Genomic DNA, 21,288 nt, shown 5'->3' on the forward strand with positions numbered 1-21,288 from the left:
GGGCGGGAGGCGAGGCGCGGGGGGCCGCGCGGGACGGGAGGTGACACGGTGGGCGGAAACCTGATCGCGCCGGGGCGGAAGGGCACACGCGGCGGGAGGTCACAGCGGGCGGAAGGGCACGCAGGGCGGCACGGATGTGCGGTCGGCGTACCGGCGGGCCAGGATGGTCGCAAGGCGGGAAGCCCGACAGTTCCGGGCGGATCAGGCGGCTCGGGAAGCCCCACGGACCGACGGCAGGACCCGGCGATCCATCGGATCTTTGAGGAGCAGGCGGTATGAGCACTACAGCCCAGATCGGCGTCACGGGACTCGCGGTCATGGGCCGCAACCTCGCCCGGAACTTCGCGCGCAACGGCTACACGGTCGCGCTGCACAACCGGACGGTGTCGCGGACGAGGTCGCTGGTGGAGGAGTTCGGGAAGGAAGGCGACTTCGTCCCGGCCGAGACCGCCGAGGAGTTCGTGGCGGCGCTGGAGCGCCCGCGCCGGCTGGTCGTCATGGTGAAGGCGGGCGAGCCGACCGACGCGGTGATCCAGGAGTTCGCGCCGCTGCTCGAACCCGGTGACATGATCATCGACGGCGGCAACGCGCACTTCGCGGACACCCGGCGCCGCGAGCGGGAGCTGCGCGAGCGGGGGATCCACTTCGTCGGCACGGGCATCTCCGGCGGGGAGGAAGGCGCGCTGCACGGCCCGAGCATCATGCCGGGGGGTTCGGCCGAGTCGTACGGCTCGCTCGGCCCGATGCTGGAGAAGATCGCCGCGAAGGCCGGCGACGGCGCGCCGTGCGTGACGCACGTGGGTCCGGACGGCGCGGGCCACTTCGTGAAGATGGTCCACAACGGTATCGAGTACGCCGACATGCAGCTGATCGGCGAGGCGTACCAGCTGCTGCGCGACGTGGCCGGGTACTCCCCCGCGCAGATCGCGGAGATCTTCCGCACCTGGAACACCGGGCGTCTGGACTCGTACCTGATCGAGATCACGGCGGAGGTCCTGGCGCATGTGGACGCGGCCACCGGCAAGCCGTTCGTGGACGTGGTGGTCGACCAGGCCGAGCAGAAGGGCACCGGACGCTGGACGGTGCAGATCGCGCTCGACCTCGGCGTCCCGGTGTCGGGCATCGCGGAGGCGGTCTTCGCGCGGTCGCTGTCGGGGAACGCCGCCCTGCGGGAGGCCTCCCGCCATCTCACGGGGCCGAAGGCGTCGACGCTGTCCGAGTCCGAGGCGGCGGCGTTCGCCGACCGCGTCGAGCAGGCGCTGTACGCCTCCAAGATCGTGTCGTACACCCAGGGCTTCCACGAGATCGCGGCGGGCAGCGAGGAGTACGGCTGGGACATCGACCTGGGCGCCGTCTCCTCGATCTGGCGCGGTGGCTGCATCATCCGGGCGGCGTTCCTGGACCGCATCCGGACCGCCTACGACGCCCGACCGGACCTGCCGAGCCTGCTGTCGGACGACACGTTCGCGCAGGAGATCGCCGCGGCCCAGGACGACTGGCGCGAGGTCCTGGTCGCGGCGACCCGTCAGGGCGTGGCCACCCCCGGCTTCGCGGCGGCCCTGGCCTACTACGACGCCCTGCGCGCCGAACGCCTGCCCGCCGCCCTCACCCAGGGGCAGCGTGACTTCTTCGGCGCGCACACCTACCGGCGCGTGGACCGGGACGGCACCTTCCACACGCTGTGGGGGGGCGACCGCTCCGAGGTGACGGCGTAGGCCGCACACGGGGACCACTGCCGGTGGCCGCCCGGGCCGCCGCGCCCTGACGGCGTGCGGGCCGCCGTCAGGACAGGGGCGGCCCCGGCTCGGGGTTCGGCACCGGCTCCGGGCCCGGCGGGATCGGGGACGGGGAAGGCTCCGGCGGCCCCGGGGGCGGCGGCGTGGGCACCGGCCCCGGCGGCGGCCCTGGAGGGGACGGGTCGGGCGGCGTCGGTCCGGGGCCGGGCGGCGCCGGGACCGGGGGCGGCTGGGGCGCCGGGTGCGGCTGGGGTGTGGGCACCGGGTCCGGGCCGGGTCCCGGGCCCGGAGCGGGGTCCGGACGGGGGCCGGGAGTGGGCGGCGGTGCTACGGGGTCGGGGTACGGGTCGGTCATGGCGTCCTCCGGCCAGTCGGTCGACATCGGCTCTGGACTACTCCCCCGCCTACCCTGCCCCCGCCCCGCCAGTCACCCGGGGGCAGGACGGCGAGGACCCGGCTGGGCTCACCCGGCCCCGTCGGCCCGGCCCGCCCGGGCCTCCACCGTCCCGGACACCCTCCGGCCCGGACGTCCGCCCCTCCGGACGTCAGCGCGTCCAGGAGCAGCCGGCCCCTCCCTCCGGTCACGCCGGGGCTGCCGCTCCCGCGGCCCGTGTCGCGGCCCGTGCCGCCGCCGCGAGGCCGGGACGCGGACTGGACAGGACCGGCACGGATGTCGTCGTCAGGTTCCGCGCCGGGGCCATGGAGGCCTGGGCGAGGACGACGGCGTCGGCTTCGTCACCGGTGACCGAGTCGGCGGCTTCCGCGACCGCACGTACGTACCCGTCGGTGTCACCGGCCTCGAACCGCGCCCAGGCACCCGGCACGAGCAGGGGGCGCACCTGGAGGCGGCGCCCGGCGCGTTCGGCCTCCTGAAGAAGCAGTGCGGCGGTCGGGGCGAGGGTGCTCTCCACCGCCGCGACGACCGCCACCCGGGGACCCGCGGCCACCGCCTGGGCCGCCATCGGCCGGTCGACGCGCAGCACGGGCAGCGCGCGACCGGCACCGGCGGCCTCCGCGACCGCGCCGATGGTCGAACAGGTGCACAGGACCGCGCCCGCGCCTTCGGCCACGGCCCGCTCCAGCACCGCCGCGACGTCGTCGGCCACCGTCCGAGGGCCGTCCCTGCGGGCCCTGCACAGCAGGTCCTCGTCGACGAAGTGCCGCAGCCGCAGCCGCGGGTGGTCCTGCTCGCGCAGGGCGTCGAACACCGGGACGTGCACGGGCGAGGTGTGCAGCAGCGCGAGCACGGCGGCCGCGGCCGGAGCGCGCGGACCGGCCGGTGCGGACGGCACGGCGGGCTCCCCGGTCGTGCTCAGAACCGCCCCGGGTGCGCCGCCAGCCACGCCTTGGCGGCCTGCCGCATCCCGGGGGCGGGCGCGGGGGCCTCGTCCGGGTGGCGCTCGGCCCACTTGATGACGTACGGGCACAGCGGGGCCACGGCGACGCCCTCGCGCTCCGCCGTCGCGTACAGCTCGCGCGCCAGGGAGCCGGCGATGCCCTGGCCCTCGTGGGCCGGTTCCACGATCGTGTGGACCGGAACGAGGGCACGCCCGGGCGCTTCCAGGACGAAGTACTCGATACGGCCGACCACTTCACCCTCCGCGACGGCCTCGAGCCGGCCGGCCTCCCGGTCGTCGCGGATCTCGATGTCGCTCATGGGCAATCTCCTCGCAGTGCCCGGACGTCCGCCGCCCGGGGTGGGCGTCGGGTCAGGCGGGCACGGACCGCGGGCTGCGCTCCTGGTCCGAGCCGGGCACGGGGGCGGACGGGTCGGCGCCCAGCTCCACGATCCGGTTGTCCGCGTCCACGTGCACCACCCGTGGCACCAGGGCCCGCGCCTCGGTATCGGTGACCTGGGCGTAACTGATGAGGATCACCAGGTCCCCGGGGTGCACGAGATGTGCCGCGGCTCCGTTGATCCCGATGACCCCCGACCCGCGCTCGCCCTCGATGACGTACGTCTCCAGACGCGAACCGTTGGTGATGTCGACGATGTGGACCAGCTCTCCGGGCAGGAGATCGGCGGCGTCGAGCAGATCGGCGTCGATGGTCACCGAGCCGACGTAGTGCAGGTCGGCGTGGGTCACGGTGGCGCGGTGGATCTTGGACTTGAACATGGTGCGCAGCATGTCTGGACTCCTGGAAGACGGCTCCCTGCCTGCTTTGTGCAGGTCAAGGGCGGTGTTCACTCTACACGGGGGCGCGTCGGAGTCGAAGATACCGAGAAACATCGACTTCACTCGGGTAAGAAGGCTCCTCACCTGCACTTTCGTGTTAACCGGGCTGTTTCTCCATCGCCAACCAAGCACCTGTTCGAACACCCGTCCCCGGATGTGTGAGGACTAATGCTGACCGGATGCTGACTTACCTGACTATACGTCAGGTAAGGCACGGAGTCGCCTTCGGCATCGTCCTGGAAATCGTTCACCGCACTCCTGGCATTGCCGGGCTGCACCCCGACCCCAAAGCTTTAGGCGGTCGAGCGGACCTACGGATGGTTGATGCTCCACCGGTGTCTGGTCTGCGGATACGAGACGCTCCCGGCCCGATAAGAAGCCGTGATCCACCTGACCGTTATCGACCCCATGGCTCGCCACCTCAACAGGGAGCACACGGTCTGCAGCCTTGTGGTTCATCCCGGCCGGGCTCACGACTGTGATCGATCGATCACAGTCGCTACCACTTCGTGGGCAGCTGAGTTCCGGCCGTCTGCCCAGACTGCTACTTCCAAACAGGAAGGCAACGAAGAGGAGGAAGACAGTGGAAGCATCCAAAGCGCAGCCCGGCTCTGTGGCGCATCGTCCTGGATCCCCTCTCCTCCTGGCGTGCGCTTCGCCTGCGCCGCCAAGCAGGCGGCCACCTGTCATTCGTGGGGTCTGGCGGCAGGCACGGATGCTGGCTGCGCCAGACGAGACGGTCTATCGGCTGCATGGCCACCAGTTCCCCGTCGAGGACGAGGGAGGCCCTGCGCAACCGGACGGCGAGACGTACCGCGTTCTGTAAGCACCTGTCAGGGTTTCTGCTGACCATGCACAACGAGCACGACGAGTAGCGGATCCGGCCGTGTGAAGGAGTGCAGGAGGCCACGCTCCACTGCGGGGTATCGCTCGGCTGCCCTGCACATCCGCCGTGCCGGGTGGCCACCCATCGTGGACGGCTCCGGGTTGCAACTACTGGCTACTCCGCATCCTCTCGTTGCAACGGCGGTAGAGGCGGGATGGGCACGATGTCCGCTCTCAGGCGTTCTCGTCATGGATCCGCGCACCCAGATCCTCCGCCCACTCCAGTGCCCACGCCTTGAGTTCGTCGATCTGGCGGGAGGTGAGCCCGTACGCGGTGTAGTCCTCCTCCTCGTACCAGTCCGCGCCGATGAGCCGGTCCCGGAGGTCTTCGAGGCTGAACTCGTCGTGGGCACGACGGCGGCCCAGGGATTCGAGGTCGGCGGTGGAGCGGTGGCGGGAGGCAGCCTGGACGTCGATGAGGTCGCGAACGGTGCCGCGGTCGGCGAGAGCACGGACCTTGGTGCCGATCACGTCATCGAGGGAAAGAACAGGGCCGTAGGGGGTCTGAGCGGGAGGGGCCCAGAACGCCTCCTTGAGGACGTCGACCTCGCACTCCTCGCCGGTGTCCGGATCGGTGACGAGGAAACGGCCGCTGAGCGGATCGGTCTGGACGTGCGTGGTCCGCCATCCGCGCTCGCTGAGACCCGCTGTGAGTGAGGCGACGATCTCCTGCATCGGAGCGGGGTTCTCGGTGGCGACGTCGAGGTCGCGGCTGAAGCGTTCGACCAGGCCGTGGGCCTGCACTGCGTATCCGCCGGTGAGGACCAGAGGGTAGGGGGAGCCGATGTCGAGGATGTCGGCGAGGAGACGCTCTTGGAGCGGAGTGAGCTTCACGCGGCGGTCGTGTCGGCCGGAGCGGTGCGGAGCAGCTCGGGGAAGGCGTCCTCCCAGACCTCGCGGATGTAGGGACTGATCAAGCGCCGCAGCACGGGCCACTGCTCGGTGAGCAGCCGGTGGTGCAGGAGGGCCGCCAGGTCCTCACTCAGTCCTTCGGCGAGGACGGTCCGGTAGAGCGTCATGCGGGACTTCGGACGGTCCAGGCTGTAGCTCGTCCGCCCGGACCAGACGATGTGAAGCGGCAGGTCCACGTTGCCCTCGACGGGGCCGGCCAGCTCCTGCAAGCGCTCGGGCAGTCGGCTGCGGTAGCGGTCTCGCAGCACCTCGGCGCGGGGGGCGGTGATCGTCGGGTCCATGCATCCAGTATCGCTGCTGGGAGGCGCCGGCATGGCGGAAACGGAGCTCCGCTGTCATATGTACGGGTCGGGCGCCGCCCGCCCCTCCTCGGACGCTCATCATGACCTACCCGTACAACCCCAGGGGGCGTAGCAACCGGCTGCCCTGGCGGCCTAGGACCAGCCCCGCTCGCGGGCGCGGGTGATCGTGGCACAGCAGGTCACGCGGAGGACCGCCGCGATGGAGTCGGCTGCGGCTTCCGTCTCGGCGTCGCGGGCGACGGTCAGGACACCCGCTCGCGGTGTCGCTGACCGGCGGTAGCCGTGGGCGACGTCACCCAGTTGCCGCCTCTGCTCGACAAGATCCCTCGGGTAGCGGGACCGGTCGGCCGCCCATGCGACGGCCTGACGCCCTGCTCGCGGACCGCGGCTACGGCCATGACAAGTACCGCCGTCTTGTGCGGGCTATCGGCATCACACTGGTGATCGCCGAGCGGGGCGAGGACCACGGCAGTGGCCTGGACGTCTTCCCGTGGGCGGTCGAGCGCACGATCGCCTCCCTTTTCGGCACGGCTTCCAGAGAGTCCGTTTCTCCAGTCCTCCCTGCCGCGCATGTCGCGTTCCCATGTCGGAGAAGGAAACGGGAAACAGCATCGATCGTCTTGTCCGCCCCGGCCAGACTGCCGCACGCTACGTGCAGCGCCGACTCGGCCGATGGCGGGAGGAGTTGGAGGTTTCCGTGCCACAGCCGTCCACCGGGTTCGGCGAGGAGTTGAGGAAGCGGCGTCTGGAGGCAGGGCTCAGTCTCACCGCCCTGTCCGGCTCCGTGCACTACAGCAAGGCGCAGTTGAGCAAGGTGGAGCGGGGCCTGAAGGCCCCCAGCCGTGATCTCGCCCGCCTGTGCGACGCCGCCCTCGGGGCCGGCGGGGCCCTGCTGGCCCTGCTCGCACCAGAGACCACCGACCCGCCCGTCGATCCGGCGCCGGGCCATGTCCACGAGGAGGACTGGATCATGCAGTTGTCGCCGGACAGACCGAACACCTTCCAGCCCTTGAGCCGACGGGAAGTCATGGGTGCCGGTGCCGTCTCGATGATGGCGTGGCGGTCCGACAGCGGCGTGGGCCTGGCCTCGCCAGCCGCGGGCGCGGAAATGCTGGAAGCCTCCCACTCACTGTTCACCCACTACCGCAGACTCGGCCAGGCGGTGGCGCCCGGTCTGCTCCTGCCCGTTCTGATCGCCCAGACCCATACCCTGCGGGAACTGTCCACCCACTGTGACAGCGGCACGCGTCGCCACCTGCTGGCCCTCGGCTCCCGGTACGCCGAATACGTCGGCTGGCTGGTGCAGGAGACCGGAGACGAGCGAGCGGCTCTGTGGTGGACGCAGCGCGCGGTCGACCTGGCGGCCGCCGGCGGCGACCGGACACTGGCGGGTTACGCACTGGTCCGCCGGGCCCTGATCACGCTGTACCGGGACGACGCCGAGCAGACGGTCGCTCTGGCCCGTTGCGCGCAGAGCGGGGCCTTGCCCCCGCGCATCCGCGGGCTCGCCGCACAGCGCGAAGCCCAGGGTCACGCCCTTGCGGGTGACCACCGGGCCTGTCTGGAGGCGCTGGACCGCGCGCGCGCACTTCTTGCTCTCCAGGACGAAGGGGCTGACGAGCCGGTGATCGGCACCATGCACCTTCCTGATCCGGTCGGCATGGTCACCGGCTGGTGCCTGGTCGATCTCGGGCGGGCGCGCGAGGCGAGCGAAATACTGGACCGACAACTCGCCCTGGTGGGCGGGGACGCGGTCCGCACACAAGTCAGGTACGGCGTCCGCCGCGCACTCGCCTATGCGTCGGCCGGCGAGATCGACCACGCCTGCGACCTGGCGGCGCACCTGCTCGACGGGGTGGAGGCCGTGGGTTCCGCCACCGTAACGACAGACCTGAGGCGACTCGCCCGCGCCCTGGCGCGCCACGCGAACCATTCCTCTGTACGCCGGCTGGGACCGCGACTCGGCACGTTGTCGCGCCCGTCCACCATCTGAAGGAGTCACTGGCATGCCCCACGTCTTCATCAACTACCGCACCGGCGACGGCGAGCGGACCGCGGCCCTCCTCGACCAGGAGCTGTCACGTCGCTTCGGCCAGGACCGTGTCTTCCGCGCGTCCAAGTCCATCACCCCAGGGGACGCCTACCCCGAGGCTCTCCAGACCGCGTTACGCCACAGCTCCGTGCTGCTGGCCGTCGTAGGACCGGACTGGACGAACTTCCGCAGTCGGCTGCAGGATCCCGACGACTGGGTGCGCAAGGAAATCGAGGCCGCGTTCGAGTGGGGGCTCATCGTCGTTCCCGTGCTGGACGGCCGCAAGACCGACCGGCTGAGCAAAGCAATCCTGCCCCCGGAGCTGGCGCGGCTCGCCGATCTGCAGTCCGTACCGTTCGACAGCACCCACGACACCGAGGCCGGCGTCCGTCGTATCGGTGATCTGGTCGCCGAACTGGTGCCCGAGCTGCGGGACCTGATCGAGCCCGGCGAGCCGTCGCCGGCGTCGACCACCGTGCACAACTCGATCGGGGACGTGAGCGGAACGTCCGTCCAAGCGGGCGACTTCAGCGGTGACGTCGGCGGCACGATCGTGAAGAACTCCCACGGCACGGTCCACACGGGCAGCGGCAGCATCTACCAAAACTCACGCCACGTGTCGGGCGACCGCTACATCTCGGGCACCGGGACGACATACACCGAGGGCGACCACCACGGGGACGTCCACCAGCGGTTCGGGGAGCCGGAGCGGCCCCAGGACGACCGACGGTGAGCACAGAACACACTACCCGGGTCGAGAGCACGCGGGGCATCATGCACACGGGCAGCGGCCACTTGTTCGTCAACCTCGGCGCCACTGCCCAGGAACCCCGAAAGCCGGTCTTCCGGCAACTTCCCGATGACCAACTTCGCTGGGTCCGGCGGGTGTTGGTCGCTCCGGTCAATATGGGAAGAGCCCGGACGACGCTCGGAGAGACGGGCACCGTCATCCTCGACGGTGCTCCCGGCAGCGGCCGCTCGGCTACCGCTCGCGTACTGTTGCGCGAACTCCAGCGTCCCGGCGGGGCCTTCCGCGAACTCCTGCCCGACGAGCTGGACGAGCTGCCGCGGCACGACCCGGCTTTCGTCGATCCGGGCGACCGGCTGCTGCTCGACCTGTCCACCGCGAAGGCCGGTCCGTGGAATGCGGCGCGGGGCATCCTGCCCGCCCTGCGCCAGACGGTGCACGAGCGGCGGGCCCATCTCGTCGTCGTCATGCCGCACCACGGGGCCCTCGATCCCGACCTCCAGCACTACCGAGTCGAGATCGGACCGCCGGCCCTTCCCATGGAGGTTCTCAGACGCCACCTGCGCGCCCACGGCGTGCCGTGCGAGCAGTTCCTCCGGAACGACGTCACCGTCGACGAGTTCCTGAGCGAACGCAAACCCATGCGGGAGATCGCCGACTTCGCCGACCGCATACGCCGGGCCTGCGAGACGTCCGGGCCCGGCGAGGGGTTTCCCGAGTGGTGTACGGCCGCGAAGCGTGCGCGCGCCGGGCGCCGCGCCGAAGTCGCCGACCACGTCGCCGGTTTGCCCGACGCCTCCCAACGCGCCCTAATGATCGCCGTGTCCATGCTCCACGGCGCGCACGCCGACGTCGTCCACCGGGCGGCCGCGCTTCTGCTGAGCACGGTCGGGGCCCCCGAGGAGGAGACTCCGCTCCTCCAGCGCAAGGACCTTGCCCAGCGGCTGTCGGAGATCTCGGCCCGCTCCGGGCCGGACGGTCGCGTGCGGTTCACCGAGCTGGACTACGACTCCGCCGTCCGCGCCCACTTCTGGGACCACATGCCCGACCTGCGACCGCACCTCGGCGCGTGGGCCGCACGGGTCGTCGGGTCGAGCGACCCGCATCTCGTGGCGGACGTCCGTGACGGACTGGTGGCCCGGCTGGCCGGTGAGTACCTGCGGACCGGGCGGGCGGACGCGCTCGCCGCGCTCGCTGAGCGGTGGAGCGCGCAGGGAGCGGGCAGAGCCGGGTCGGAGGCCGCGGTCCAGGCGCTCACCTGCGGTCTCGCGGACCCCGCCCATGGCAGGGACTTCCGCGAACGGATCTACAACTGGTGCGCATACGGCCGGCTGACCGATGAGTTCGCCGGGGTGCTGGTCCAGGTCTGCGCCGACGTCCTCGCACTGGACCATCCGGACCACGCCCTGATCCGGCTGCACCATCTCGCCCGGCGTGAGCGCGGTACGGCCCATGCGCTGCAGTCCCTGTGCGACCTGGTGGCCGGCAGCCGACGACTGCGCCGAAGGCTGCTCGACCGGCTGACACGCGGCAACCTCGCACCGGCCGACCTGGCCGTCTTTCTGCACGTCAGCGATCCGGAGCCGCTCACGGACCGCTCCGTCACCACCCGCGCCCTGGTCGACGAGGACGGGGTACGACACTCCCTGATCACGTGCTGGCGCGCCGTGCTGGCCCACGCCGTGTCGCGGACGGAAGGACCACGCCTGGCACCACGGGCGGAGATACAGAGCTGGCTGCAATGGGCGGCCGAGGGCGCCGGTGACCGGAGGGAGGTCCTCCTCGACCTGCTGGTCGCTGCCGCCGACCGGTGCGGGGAGGACCGGGGCGCGGCGTTCGCCGCGTTGTACGCGTCCGCGCGCCGGGCGGAGTGCGCTTCTCCGGGCGAAGGCTCCCACTCCGCCGAGACGACCGACCTATTGCTCCTCAAGATCGGTGTGGCACAGAACCTCGGTACTGCCGCCCCGCCGGCATCGGCCAAAGGGGGTCGATCATGACGACCGCACGCAAGACGACGACCGTGTTCCTCACTGTTCTGTGCGGCCTGCTGCTCACCATCGTCGGCCTGGTGCAGCGATGGCCCGGCTGGACCTGGCCGGTGCTGGCCGCGCTTCTTCTCGTACTGCCCGCTGCAGCCTTCCGGGTGGCATCGCAGCGCCGCGGCCCGGTGCCGGTCAGCTTCGAGGAGCAGCACACGGCCGCCCCCGTGGAGCGGACCGAGTACCGCGTCAACCGAGTCGCGCTCCCGAGCCTGTGGGACGACTACCACTTCGTCTTCTCGGCGACCGTGCGATGGTGCTTCACCGATGATCCCGGGCGCGGCGCGGTTGTCAACCCGGCCGGCCTCGCCATGGACGCGGTCCTGAGCCGGGCCCGCGCGATCGCCGAGAAGCGGGACCCCAGCCACGCCTCGCTCCTTCAGCACGAACTCGGCGGCGCCCTCAGCCGAATGTGCCCGGATTCCACGGGCCACCTCCGGGCGATGGCGGAGGACATCAGCCTCACGCTGCCCGACGAGGACCAGGAGCGTCTGAACCGGCTCGCCGGCGTGCGCAAGGACGAGGCGGTGTGGGAGCACCAGCGCAAGTACGAGCAGAGTAAGCGCCGGTATTTGGGCGAGGACGTCCTCAAGGACACCGGCAGCGCCGTCGTGTGGTGGCTCACCAAGAACGACGAGCAGGTGGCGAAGACCGTGGCCGACCTCCCCTTGCTGGCGCAGCTGGCCTCCGCTGCCAACGACACCGACATCCCCGAGCGCCTGCTCGAGATGCTGCCGAACCGGCCGGGAGGACCCGGGACGACGGACGTCGGCACGGAGTCTGCCGATCTCTCGGCCCGTGAGCCCTCGGCTGCAGACCACCTGTCGAGGTTCTTCGAAGCTATGGGCTTCACGGAGGACGACGACCGGCGGGCGATGCTGGCCCGACAGTTCTCGCAGCTCGTCGAGCAGCACAACCGCCACGAGACAGCGGAGGACCTCCTACGTCGATTCGATCCGCCGAGACCTCCCGCTCCCGAGACCGGAGCGGAACCGGCGCCCGCCCCCGGGCCGCCGGCCGACACGGTCTGACCGTCGACCGGGACTTTCATCCCTGCGCATCCAGGAGGACGCGATGGACGCAGAACTGGCCGCGATGGCGGCATCGGGGGCCACCACCCTGGTCTCCCTCATGGTCACCGATTCTTGGACACACGCCCGCGCACTGATGGGCCGGTTCCTCGCACGTGCGGGCGCGGACACCGTCGCGATCACCGGCCTGGACGACGCGCGTGCACGGCTGCTCCTCACGGGCACCGCGGTGGACGAGCGCGCCGCGTCCGGCATCGCGGCCGAGTGGCAGACTCGTCTCTGCGGGCTGGTGGAAGCCGGGGCGCTCACCGGCGAGGAACTGAGTGCTCTCGGGGCGTCGCTGCGCCGACTGGCGGCCGCCGCAGCGGGCCGCCCAGCAACGGTGCACAACATCGTCTCCGGTGGCACCCAGCACGGCCCGATCGTCCAGGCCGGCACCGTCACCGGCCTCGCCTTCCCATCGGATCCGTCCCCGCGCCGGGAATAGTCGCAGGGCGGGGCAGCAGGCCCCCTGCCGTGGTACAGGTCAGGAAGCCGGAAACCGTCCGGTCTGATGCTGACCTTTTGCTGACCCGAAGGCGATGATCAGGGCTCTGACCTGCAGAAACACCCAAACGCTAGATCTTGGACTTGAACATGGTGCGCAGCATGTCTGGACTCCTGGAAGACGGCTCCCTGCCTGCTTTTTACAGGTCAAGGGCTGTTCACTCAGCCTACAACGGCTCCCTCTCCGGTCGGCGCCCGTCACTCGTCGTGGAGCGACGCCGGCCGGTTGCCGAGTTGCCTGCCGGGTCACCAGTGACGGATGGCGCCTTCATGATCTTCCGTTTTCCCAGCGACCGGCAAGCGCGACCAGAGTAGGGACTGATACTCCGGACTGGGGCGAGATCCCTGTCACGTCTCATGGCGGCCGGAGGAAGCCAAGGCACTGAAGGCCCGACGCACCGGACCCGGACCTCTGCGGAGGTCCGGGTCTTATGGGCGGTGTTATGCAGTCGTACCGTGCGCCAGCGCACGGGCCTTGGCCGCCCACTCCTCCATCCTCGCGATGGCGGAGGTCAGTTGCCTCACCGCGGCCGAGATATGACGACGGTGCCGAAGCCCAGGCCCATTGCGCCGGCGCAGTGGACGAGAAGGTCACCGGGGAGGGCGAGGCCGCGGTAGCGGCCGGAGGGCGCAGGCGGCATCCGTAGGGCACGCCGCTTCGGCCCCCGACGTGGCCCACTCGCTCAGGACCCACGCCGCCGACGAGCTGTCGAGCCACGCAGCGCACCTCCCAGGCGGGAGCCAGACACCTGTGTCCAGGCCTCCGTCATGGTGGCCACCAGGTCAGCAAGCTGGGGCGCTCTCGTGCCCAATGCTGACCGGCCGGTGGAGAGCAAGGCGGTCGGTCGCACCTTTCGGAGCGACGAATGGTTCCACGCGGTCGGCTCCCACCAGCAGAACGTGTCGGGGATGGTCACCGTCACTCCGGGGGCGGACGGCAAGCCCAAGGTTTCGCTCGAATACCAGGCCAACGTGTGGGACCGGTACAAGTGGGACGCCGGCAAGTCGACCGCCTTCCCCGGAGGCGTGGTGATCCCGGACTCCGAGATGGGACGGTTGCACAAGACCGGACTTGCTCAGGAGTTCGACATGCGAGGCAGTGGCTCCACGTACACGTACGACCTGGACAGCGATGCGAAACCGGCGGTGAACCCGCCGGACCAAGGACGAGAAGGAACCCGCGGCGACGTCTCGCGCGGTGACGAGGAGAACCGGTGACGACCAGACGAGGTGCCCTTCTCATCGCGGCAGTGGCAGCCGCTCTTCTGCTTTCCGCCTGCTCCAGCCCGGACACGGACGATCGCCGTGTGACCGACGGACGGACCGCGCGGTGGGACGAGAACGCCGGCGCACCCGAGGCGTCGGCGTTCATGCACGTGACGGCGCCCAGGGGTGCGACCGAGGTCAAGGGAGCCGTGCAGATCAACCCCCGGGAGGACATCTATCTCCTCTCGTTCGTCACGAGCGAGAAGAACGCCGAAGGCATCGCGGAGGACCTTCGTCCCGAAGAACCGCTGAAGGTGAAGAAGGCCGACTTCGCCCCGGATGGTGAGCTGTTCCGGCACCTCGGGCTGTCCGAGCCGCAGACGCTGAAGGGAGCCCGCTCGGCCGGTGTCTGCCCTCCGTGCGTAAAGGACGACCGCCGCAAGAAGGTGCAGTGGATCGACATCTACGTCCAGGCGCTCAAGGACGATCGGGCCAGGGTCTATCTGAAGGCGTTCTGACCTCCGTTTCAGCCGAACCCGGCATCGGACCCGAGGCGGACGTTGACGGCCGCTCCGGCCAGCGCCGGCGCGGGCATCCGGCGCGCAGGGCGCCGGGGCTGCTGAAGGTGTTGCGCGAGCGGACGTGCTCAGGCCCTCGGCAAGCGGTGCGCTCGCCGAGGGCCCTGCGTCTGTTCAGAGTGCCGCGAAGGCGACGAACTCGGTCCAGGCCGTGGGGTTCACGGCCAACGGGGCGCGAGTTGCGTCCTTCGAGTCGCGGACGTGGATCCTGGCGGGGGTGGCGGCGACCTCGATGCATTCGCCGCCTTCCTCGCTGCTGTAGCTGCTCTTGTGCCACGTCCACTCGTCTATGGGCACCTGATGTGCGTGTGCGTTCATGGCTCTCCCAGCAACTTCTCTACGTACGCCAATGATTCACAAGGAGTCAGGGCCTGCGCCCGCATGATTCCGTACTTCGCCTCCAGCGCACGGACGCGTTCCCGCTCCGTCTGCAGGCGGCTCACGTTCTGCACCTCGGCGTACGCGATCCTCCGCCCTTCCTTCGTCTCGATCAAGGTGAAGGGACCAGCCATACCGGCGTTTTCCTCACGGTCGAGCGGCATCACCTGGATCTCGACGTTCCGCTGCTCCCTCTTCAGGAGGATGTGCTCAAGCTGGCCACGCAGGACTCCGCGCCCTCCGATCGGACGCCTCAACACTGCCTCATCGATGACAAAGCTGGCGAGCGGCGCGTCGCGGCTGGACAAGATCCCCTGCCGGGCCAGGCGTGCGGACACTCGCTGTTCGATCAGCTCGTCAGCCATGGGCGGTCGCATCATCATGAAGATGGCTCGCGCGTATTCCTCTGTCTGCAAGAGCCCCGGTACCGCTTGGTTTGCGTACACATGAAGCTCAACAGCCTCAGCCTCCAACTTGGCCGCGTCCCGGAAGAACGCCGGATACTGAGCCCGAGCCACCTCCTCTTTGCTCGCGCTCAACACCCCACCCGCCGCAAGCACTTCGTCCGTCTGGTCGATGAACTTCGGCGGCGGGATACGTCTCCCCTGTTCGAACGAGGCGATCGTCGAGGCCGAGTACCCGGTCAGCGATCCGAGCCTCGCTCGGTCCATCCCCGCCCGGTCCCGTAACAGCTTCAACTGCCGCCCGAATACGCACAACATGCCCGTCCCGACCTCGTACTCCGGCTGCTGAACCTCGTCGTCCACGCCGTAGCTCCTCTCACACACCAGCCCCGTCAGCCAACTCGGGTCCCGGGGACCGGTCACGCCCACCACCACGTACAAGCGCACCGCCCGCGTGTACAGCCCGCACCCGTCAGCTCATCGCTCCTGGTCAACGCTACGCAGAGACCGTCACGGTTGACTCTATGAAGTCAGCAACTCCCCCGAACGGGCATACGCCGCAGCACCTCGCACCCGCACGCGAGTTCACCATGCGCTTCACGTCCACGCCGCGCGGTGCCCGCCTCGCCCGACGGCTCGTCTCGCACCGCCTGGACGACTGGGGCCACCCCTACACGACCCCCGTCAACGAGACGCTCACGCTCCTTACGGCGGAACTCACCGCCAACGCCGTACGCCACGGCCACGTCCCCGGCAGGGACTTCCACGTGCGACTCACCCTGGCCGAGGGCACCTTCCGTATCGCGGTGACCGACACCCGCGCTGAGACACGGCCTCCGGCCAGTCCCCCGGCGACCGACTCGCTTTCCGAGTCCGGCCGGGGCCTGCTTCTCGTCGCCGCCCTCGCGGACGACTGGGGCGTCAGCCCTCGCCGGGCGGCCCCGGGCAAGACCGTGTGGGCGGAGCTGCACGTGCGGACGAAGGGCCACCCGCTCACGCACCGAGTGGCCCCTGAACCGACGGATGTCGATCTGCTGCTGGCTACGTCTTCGCTGCTGCGCGACGGCCTCGGGCCGCGGCCGGAGGACGCCGGCCACGGAGATCGTCGTCGGTGAGTCCGTGCTCACCTACCCTGCTTCTGCCGACGGTGACCGGCGAAGAAGGCCGCCGGGGAACCGCTGTGGAGCATGTCGGACTCGTTGTACCGAAACATGACGGCCGCAGGACGAGTCGCTCCTCGGGAGCGCTTGGAAGTGGGCGACCACCGGTACCGCCACATCCATGGCCCCTCCCGCGGGCGGGACCGCCGGCCGCGCCCCGCCCGCAACGCGCACACGGACATGCGCACGTTGCGGGCCGTGGCACCGGGCGCGCGAGTGGACGGCGCGCGGAGTGCCGGTGAGGCGGCCGGACCGCGGGACTGATCGGCTCAGCCGCCGCTCTTGCGCCGGAACGACCGCTGGCTCGCAGCCGGGCCGTGCGCCGCACGCACCTTGGACGCGTCCGGGTTGGCGGCGACGTCGGCCGCCTCCGCCTGCGCACCGCGCTTGCGGGCCAGGGCTTCGCGGAACTTGCGCTTCAGGTCGTAGTTGCCGTCGTCGTCCGGCGCCAGAGGGGACGTCTCGGCGCCGTCCGGCTCCGAACCTTCCGTGGTGACGGGCTCTGCGGTCATGGTGACCTCCTGGGTTCGGGGGTGGGCAAGCACAGCTTGTCATGCCGGGCGTGGTGCGGGACGCCGGCCACCTCATCCTGCTGCGTTTTCTGCGGGTGTCCCCGGCGTCGTTGAAGGCGTTCGCTTCGCGAGTGGGGGGACGGGACGGGCTGCGGGCCGGGCCGAGGACGGTCGAGCCGTCGGCCCCGGACACTCACTGCCGGGACAACGGTTCTCAGCCGTTGCGACGTACGAGGGCGGCCCTGCGGGCCTCGGCGAGCTTGCGGGCCTCGCCGGCCTTCCGGGACTTGCCGCCGGCGCCGCGGGAGGGGTCCTTGGTGGTGCCCAGGCCGCGGAACGGAGTGTTGGTGTTCTTGGGCCGGGGGACGGCTGGACCGCCGTCCAGCGGGGTGCCGGAGGGAACCTTGGCACCGGTGATCCGGCTCAGCTCCGCCTCGCCCGAGCGCACCTTGGTGACGGTCGGCTCGATGCCGGCCGCGGCCATCATGCGGCTCGTCTCACGGAGCCGGCCCGTCAGTACGAGCGTGACCACGCTGCCGGACTCACCGGCGCGGGCGGTGCGGCCGGCCCGGTGCACGTAGTCCTTGGGGTCGGTGGGCGGGTCGACGTTGACGACGAGATCGAGGTCGTCGACGTGCAGGCCGCGGGCCGCCACGTTGGTCGCCACCAGAACCGTGATCTGGCCGTTCTTGAACTGCGCCAGGGTCCGCGTGCGCTGCGGCTGGGACTTGCCGCTGTGCAGGGCCCCGGCGTGCACCCCGCAGGCCCGCAGATGGCGGGTGAGCTGGTCGACGGCGTGCTTGGTGTCGAGGAACAGCAGTACGCGGCCGTCGCGGGCGGCGATCTCCGTGGTGACGGCGTAGCGGTCAGGGCCGTGGACGACGAGAAGATGGTGCTCCATCGTCGAGACCGTGCCCGCGGACGGATCGACCGAGTGGACGACGGGGTCGTGGAGGTAGCGGTCGACCAACTGATCGACGTCGCCGTCCAGAGTGGCCGAGAACAGCATCCGCTGGCCGTCGGGGCGCACCTGGTCGAGCACGTCGACAACCTGCGGCAGGAATCCCAGGTCGCACATCTGGTCGGCCTCGTCCAGCACGGTGATCCCCACCCGTCCCAGGCGGCAGGCGTTGCGCTCGATCAGGTCGTGCAGGCGTCCGGGGGTGGCGACGAGCACCTCGGCTCCCTCGCGCAGCGCGGCGATCTGCCGGCCGATCGACATGCCGCCGACGACGGTGGCCATCCGCAACCGCAGCGCTTCGGCGTACGGCGCCAGCGCCTGGGTGACCTGCTGGGCCAGCTCCCGCGTGGGCACGAGGATCAGGGCGAGGGGCTGCTTCGGCTGGGCGCGCCGCCCGGCCGTACGGGTCAGCAGCGGCAGGCCGAAGGCGAGCGTCTTGCCCGATCCGGTGCGTCCGCGCCCCAGGACGTCACGGCCCCGCAGGGCGTCGGGCAGTGTGGCGGTCTGGATCGGAAAGGGTGCACGCACCCCCAGTCCGCTCAGTGTCCGCAGCACCTCCGCCGGCAGTTCGAGACCGGCGAAGGAGGGGGCCGGGGCCGGCGCCGGAGTCCCGGCCACGGGCTGAGCGGGACCGCCGTGAGCGATACCGGAGTCGTCGGGGTGCTTCATGAACAGCCTTCCGCAGGGAGACGTACCGAGGAAGGCCCGGCAGGATGGCACAGCTCACGCACGAGCGGAACCGAACAAGCAGAATCGCCCACCGCGACGACCACGCAAACGCATGACACTAACACGAGGCACGACGTCCCGTCGGAAGACCGATCTTCACCTGGGACGAGGCGGTCCCTGTCCGCGGAACTGCGGCGTCAGAGCGTGAGCACGACCTTGCCCTGGTCCCAGTAGGTGCCGTGGTTCGTACGGACCGCGACTCTGCCGTCCTTGGTGAGGACGAACAAGTCGGCCTTGCCGTCGCCGCCGGCGTCACCGAACTCCAGGACGCCCAGCCCGGTGCCGTCGATGAAGCGGTCCCAGCCGCCGGACCACTGCTTGCCCTGGTCCCAGTACGTGCCGTGGTTGGTGCGGACGGCGATGTTCCCGTCCGTGGTGTGGACGATCAGGTCGGCCTTGCCGTCGCCGTCGACGTCGGCGAAGTAGAGGCGGCCCAGGTCCTTCCAGGTCACGAAGCGGTCCCAGCCGCCCGACCACTGCTTGCCCTGGTCCCAGTACGTGCCGTGGTTGGTGCGGACGGCGATGTTCCCGTCCGTGGTGTGGACGATCAAGTCGGCCTTGCCGTCGCCGTCGACGTCGGCGAAGTACAGCCGCCCCAGATCACTTCCGTCGATGAAGCGGGCCCAGCCGCCGGACCACTGCTTGCCCTGGTCCCAGTACGTGCCGTGGTTGGTGCGGACGGCGATGTTCCCGTCCGTGGTGTGGACGATCAAGTCGGCCTTGCCGTCGCCGTCGACGTCGGCGAAGTAGAGGCGGCCCAGGTCCTTCCAGGTCACGAAGCGGTCCCAGCCGCCGGACATGACCTTGCCCGGGGCGAAGGTGTCACCCTGGTTGCGGTAGACGACGACGTCGCCGTTCGTGCGGAGGACGACCAGGTCGGCCTTGCCGTCACCGTCGGCGTCGGCCGAGTAGCTCCGGTCGCGGTTGCGGACGTCCTTCACCCAGTCGGCCAGGCCGTCGACCCTGGCGTCCACCGCACCGGTCCGGGTCTCCGTCTCACCGAGGCACCCGCCCTGCCAGGACACGCTGTGGACGGCGGTCAGCTCGACCGCACTGCCGGCGCCGCGCAGGGCCGGGCCGCCGGCGTCACCCTTGCAGACCGACGCTCCGTCCTGACCGGTCAGCGCCACGGTGGTGTCGGCCGTCGAGTCCACCCGGAACTCACCGGTGTGCAACTGGTCCGGGACCCACTCGGTGCCGGTCCGCCCGAATCCGGCACCCAGCAGGGTCTCCCCCGCTTCGGGGGCGTCGGCGGCCAGTGCCACCGGCGTGACCGTGGTGACGGGCTCGGCGAGCCGGACCATGGCCACGTCCCGGTCGTCGCGCGGTACCACCTCGACGACGTCGAGGGTCCGCTCGCCCACGGTCGCCCTGGTCTTCAGTGCGGGCTTGCCCGGCTTGACCACGGCACCGGGGGTGGGCGCGAAACAACTCGTGGCGGTCAGCAGCCACTGCTGGTGCACCAGCGCGGCGGAGCAGGAGCGCATGGAGTCGCCCTCGCCGATGACGAGCCGGGCGGTGAAGGCCTGGTCACCCGCGGTCGCGGGCTTGCCCGCGAGTGCCTGCGCGGCCGGCGCTGCGCTGAGCACGCCCGCGGCGACCGCCAGGACGACGCCGGCGGTCATGGCGCCGCGAGCCCGCCGGGTGCGGATTCCTGTGGTGCGCAAGGTACTTCCTCCTGGGGTTGATCGTGCGGGTGGCCGGACGACATGAGCAGGCCGTCCGCCACTGTCGCGGGCTGGTCCGCCACGGTCGCGCGCCGGTCCGCCGCGAAGTGGGCAGGCCGACGCGGGCGGTGAGGGCGCCGTCACGCCGGTCCTGTCACGTCGGCCTCGCCGACGCCTGGCGGACGCGCCTTGCCGCGGCCACGGCTGCTGCCTGGTACGGCCGCGCAGTGGGTGTGCATGCCAGGACGGGCCGGGAAACGCCGTGCCGGCCGGCGCCGGGCAGGGGCGGTGCCGGCCGGTGTGCCTCGGTCTCCGCCGGTGTCGGCCGGCGTCTGCCGGTGTCCTTCGGTCTCCGCCGGTCTCCTTCGGTGTCTGCCGGTCTCCGCCGGTGCCTGCCGGTCTCCGCCGATGCCTGCCGGTCTCCGCCGGTGCCTGCCGGTGTCTGCCGATGACACGACGATCGGGGAACGCCGAGGGAACCCCGTGCCCGGCTCACCGGCCCGGCACCCGTCGAGATCGCCGGGGCGGGATCACTGTGCGGTCTGTACGCCGGACCGAAGACGCTCCCGGGCGCGGCGCCCGGTGTCGGCGGCACCTCGCCGCGCGTCGCGGGGAGCGTGGCGAGGCGGCGACGTCCGGGCAGCCGCGTGTGACCGGGGAAGACCCCGGCGCGGGGGGCGCCGAGGACGGGTTACTTCGAGGTCCTGATCTCCACGAGCATGTGGTCGCGGCCCTCCGGGTCCGCGGACTCGCCCACCGGCGTCCAGCTGTTCTTGTCGATCTCGTAGGACTTCTCCTCGCTGCCCACGGTCATGTCGACCGTGGTGGAGTAGTCGTTGCCCCTGATCGAGAAGACGGCGGGGATCTCCAGGGTCAGCCAGCCCTCGTTGCCGACCGTGTCGAAACAGATCTTGTCGGCCTTGTCGCGGGCCAGGAGCTCCAACTGCCCGGTTCCGGTGACGCAGTCGGCGAGCGTGATGTGGCCGTCGCCCCGCTTCAGGACGATGTTCCGCTCCGCCAGGATCTTGTCGGCCTGGGGGTAGTCGAAGTCCTCCACGGCATAGCCGGGCGCGTCCCCCGCGACCAGCGTGGCGGTGTCGGCGGCCTCTGCGGTGCCCGCACCCGAGCCCTGCGCGCCGCCGGCCACCGCGGTCCAGGCCAGCGCGCCGCCGACGGTGGCGGCGGCGAGTACCCGTACCGTGAGCCGCATTCTCCGCGACTTTCCGGAGTTGGTGCTGATTTCCTTCATCGCATCCCCAATTTCGTAGCCACCGCCCGGGCCTGA

General features: G+C 70.7%; 20 protein-coding genes. 9 read left to right on the plus strand and 11 right to left on the minus strand.

Going from position 1 to position 21,288, the window contains the following annotated elements; translation table 11 throughout:
• Window positions 1–275 precede the first annotated feature (275 nt).
• Window positions 276–1,715, plus strand: coding sequence for an NADP-dependent phosphogluconate dehydrogenase (gene gnd, locus AC6I72_RS03790; RefSeq protein WP_497999446.1), 1,440 nt, complete (start codon window positions 276–278; stop codon window positions 1,713–1,715).
• 602 nt (window positions 1,716–2,317) lie between these two features.
• On the opposite strand, the gene AC6I72_RS03795 is transcribed toward gnd, so the two are convergent.
• The 5 genes from AC6I72_RS03795 to AC6I72_RS03815 all read right to left on the minus strand — a co-directional run bounded on the left by AC6I72_RS03795 (window position 2,318) and on the right by AC6I72_RS03815 (window position 5,991).
• Entirely contained in the window at window positions 2,318–2,983 is a 666-nt protein-coding gene (locus tag AC6I72_RS03795) for an aspartate/glutamate racemase family protein (RefSeq protein WP_498004580.1), read from the minus strand.
• A gap of 65 nt (window positions 2,984–3,048) precedes the next feature.
• Window positions 3,049–3,393 (minus strand): GNAT family N-acetyltransferase, encoded by a 345-nt coding sequence (locus tag AC6I72_RS03800; protein WP_037862194.1) that lies wholly within the window; start codon window positions 3,391–3,393, stop codon window positions 3,049–3,051.
• Window positions 3,394–3,445: 52 nt separating this feature from the next.
• Window positions 3,446–3,865: an aspartate 1-decarboxylase gene (gene panD, locus AC6I72_RS03805; protein ID WP_497999447.1), complete on the minus strand. Its 420-nt coding sequence runs from the start codon at window positions 3,863–3,865 to the stop codon at window positions 3,446–3,448.
• A 1,107-nt stretch (window positions 3,866–4,972) separates the two neighbouring features.
• The gene (locus tag AC6I72_RS03810; protein WP_497999448.1) at window positions 4,973–5,632 is read right to left on the minus strand and encodes a nucleotidyl transferase AbiEii/AbiGii toxin family protein; all 660 of its coding nucleotides are present in this window, start codon (window positions 5,630–5,632) and stop codon (window positions 4,973–4,975) included.
• The gene (locus AC6I72_RS03815; RefSeq protein ID WP_497999449.1) at window positions 5,629–5,991 is read right to left on the minus strand and encodes a hypothetical protein; all 363 of its coding nucleotides are present in this window, start codon (window positions 5,989–5,991) and stop codon (window positions 5,629–5,631) included. The genes AC6I72_RS03810 and AC6I72_RS03815 overlap by 4 nt, the downstream gene beginning before the upstream one ends.
• Window positions 5,992–6,595: 604 nt before the next feature.
• On the opposite strand from AC6I72_RS03815, the gene AC6I72_RS03820 reads away from it, so the two are divergent.
• The 7 genes from AC6I72_RS03820 to AC6I72_RS03850 all read left to right on the plus strand — a co-directional run bounded on the left by AC6I72_RS03820 (window position 6,596) and on the right by AC6I72_RS03850 (window position 14,132).
• Window positions 6,596–8,005 carry a helix-turn-helix domain-containing protein gene (locus AC6I72_RS03820; protein WP_497999450.1) on the plus strand — a complete coding sequence of 470 codons (1,410 nt, stop codon included), beginning with the start codon at window positions 6,596–6,598 and terminating at the stop codon, window positions 8,003–8,005.
• A 13-nt stretch (window positions 8,006–8,018) separates the two neighbouring features.
• Window positions 8,019–8,777, plus strand: coding sequence for a toll/interleukin-1 receptor domain-containing protein (locus tag AC6I72_RS03825; protein WP_497999451.1), 759 nt, complete (start codon window positions 8,019–8,021; stop codon window positions 8,775–8,777).
• Window positions 8,778–8,950: 173 nt separating this feature from the next.
• Complete coding sequence (locus AC6I72_RS03830; RefSeq protein ID WP_497999452.1) at window positions 8,951–10,789, plus strand: DEAD/DEAH box helicase family protein; 1,839 nt, start codon at window positions 8,951–8,953, stop codon at window positions 10,787–10,789.
• The gene (locus AC6I72_RS03835) at window positions 10,786–11,862 is read left to right on the plus strand and encodes a hypothetical protein (RefSeq protein WP_497999453.1); all 1,077 of its coding nucleotides are present in this window, start codon (window positions 10,786–10,788) and stop codon (window positions 11,860–11,862) included. The genes AC6I72_RS03830 and AC6I72_RS03835 overlap by 4 nt, the downstream gene beginning before the upstream one ends.
• 43 nt (window positions 11,863–11,905) lie before the next feature.
• Window positions 11,906–12,349, plus strand: a complete 444-nt coding sequence (locus tag AC6I72_RS03840) for a hypothetical protein (protein ID WP_497999454.1) — start codon at window positions 11,906–11,908, stop codon at window positions 12,347–12,349.
• An 863-nt stretch (window positions 12,350–13,212) separates the two neighbouring features.
• Complete coding sequence (locus tag AC6I72_RS03845) at window positions 13,213–13,626, plus strand: hypothetical protein (RefSeq protein WP_497999455.1); 414 nt, start codon at window positions 13,213–13,215, stop codon at window positions 13,624–13,626.
• 89 nt (window positions 13,627–13,715) lie between these two features.
• Window positions 13,716–14,132: a hypothetical protein gene (locus AC6I72_RS03850; protein ID WP_497999456.1), complete on the plus strand. Its 417-nt coding sequence runs from the start codon at window positions 13,716–13,718 to the stop codon at window positions 14,130–14,132.
• Between the two features lie 174 nt (window positions 14,133–14,306).
• Here AC6I72_RS03850 and AC6I72_RS03855 read toward each other — a convergent pair whose 3' ends face one another.
• A complete protein-coding gene (locus AC6I72_RS03855; RefSeq protein WP_497999457.1) occupies window positions 14,307–14,510 on the minus strand; it encodes a DUF397 domain-containing protein in 204 nt (67 codons plus the stop codon).
• On the minus strand, window positions 14,507–15,337 hold the full coding sequence (locus AC6I72_RS03860; protein ID WP_497999458.1) for a helix-turn-helix domain-containing protein: 831 nt from the start codon (window positions 15,335–15,337) through the stop codon (window positions 14,507–14,509). The genes AC6I72_RS03855 and AC6I72_RS03860 overlap by 4 nt, the downstream gene beginning before the upstream one ends.
• 161 nt (window positions 15,338–15,498) lie before the next feature.
• Between AC6I72_RS03860 and AC6I72_RS03865 the strand changes: the two genes are divergently transcribed.
• Entirely contained in the window at window positions 15,499–16,089 is a 591-nt protein-coding gene (locus AC6I72_RS03865; protein WP_497999459.1) for an ATP-binding protein, read from the plus strand.
• Window positions 16,090–16,403: 314 nt separating this feature from the next.
• Here the strand turns inward: AC6I72_RS03865 and AC6I72_RS03870 are convergent, their stop codons facing one another.
• The 4 genes from AC6I72_RS03870 to AC6I72_RS03885 form a co-directional block, all read right to left on the minus strand.
• A complete protein-coding gene (locus tag AC6I72_RS03870; RefSeq protein WP_497999460.1) occupies window positions 16,404–16,646 on the minus strand; it encodes a DUF5302 domain-containing protein in 243 nt (80 codons plus the stop codon).
• A gap of 214 nt (window positions 16,647–16,860) precedes the next feature.
• Complete coding sequence (locus tag AC6I72_RS03875) at window positions 16,861–18,276, minus strand: DEAD/DEAH box helicase (RefSeq protein WP_497999461.1); 1,416 nt, start codon at window positions 18,274–18,276, stop codon at window positions 16,861–16,863.
• Between the two features lie 197 nt (window positions 18,277–18,473).
• A complete protein-coding gene (locus tag AC6I72_RS03880; protein ID WP_497999462.1) occupies window positions 18,474–20,003 on the minus strand; it encodes an FG-GAP-like repeat-containing protein in 1,530 nt (509 codons plus the stop codon).
• 691 nt (window positions 20,004–20,694) lie between these two features.
• Window positions 20,695–21,252, minus strand: coding sequence for a hypothetical protein (locus tag AC6I72_RS03885; protein ID WP_497999463.1), 558 nt, complete (start codon window positions 21,250–21,252; stop codon window positions 20,695–20,697).
• Window positions 21,253–21,288: the final 36 nt, after the last annotated feature.

The sequence above is a fragment of the Streptomyces sp. Xyl84 genome (genome assembly GCF_059731885.1).

Bases quoted from the DNA above. Each gene is read 5' to 3' on its own strand.
- AC6I72_RS03855 (WP_497999457.1), bottom strand. From the start codon at position 14,510: ATGAACGCACACGCACATCAGGTGCCCATAGACGAGTGGACGTGGCAC.
- AC6I72_RS03820 (WP_497999450.1), top strand. From the start codon at position 6,596: ATGTCGGAGAAGGAAACGGGAAACAGCATCGATCGTCTTGTCCGCCCC.
- AC6I72_RS03870 (WP_497999460.1), bottom strand. From the start codon at position 16,646: ATGACCGCAGAGCCCGTCACCACGGAAGGTTCGGAGCCGGACGGCGCC.
- AC6I72_RS03815 (WP_497999449.1), bottom strand. From the start codon at position 5,991: ATGGACCCGACGATCACCGCCCCCCGCGCCGAGGTGCTGCGAGACCGC.
- AC6I72_RS03825 (WP_497999451.1), top strand. From the start codon at position 8,019: ATGCCCCACGTCTTCATCAACTACCGCACCGGCGACGGCGAGCGGACC.
- AC6I72_RS03840 (WP_497999454.1), top strand. From the start codon at position 11,906: ATGGACGCAGAACTGGCCGCGATGGCGGCATCGGGGGCCACCACCCTG.
- AC6I72_RS03865 (WP_497999459.1), top strand. From the start codon at position 15,499: ATGAAGTCAGCAACTCCCCCGAACGGGCATACGCCGCAGCACCTCGCA.
- panD (WP_497999447.1), bottom strand. From the start codon at position 3,865: ATGCTGCGCACCATGTTCAAGTCCAAGATCCACCGCGCCACCGTGACC.
- AC6I72_RS03800 (WP_037862194.1), bottom strand. From the start codon at position 3,393: ATGAGCGACATCGAGATCCGCGACGACCGGGAGGCCGGCCGGCTCGAG.
- AC6I72_RS03835 (WP_497999453.1), top strand. From the start codon at position 10,786: ATGACGACCGCACGCAAGACGACGACCGTGTTCCTCACTGTTCTGTGC.
- AC6I72_RS03875 (WP_497999461.1), bottom strand. From the start codon at position 18,276: ATGAAGCACCCCGACGACTCCGGTATCGCTCACGGCGGTCCCGCTCAG.
- AC6I72_RS03830 (WP_497999452.1), top strand. From the start codon at position 8,951: ATGGGAAGAGCCCGGACGACGCTCGGAGAGACGGGCACCGTCATCCTC.
- gnd (WP_497999446.1), top strand. From the start codon at position 276: ATGAGCACTACAGCCCAGATCGGCGTCACGGGACTCGCGGTCATGGGC.
- AC6I72_RS03885 (WP_497999463.1), bottom strand. From the start codon at position 21,252: ATGAAGGAAATCAGCACCAACTCCGGAAAGTCGCGGAGAATGCGGCTC.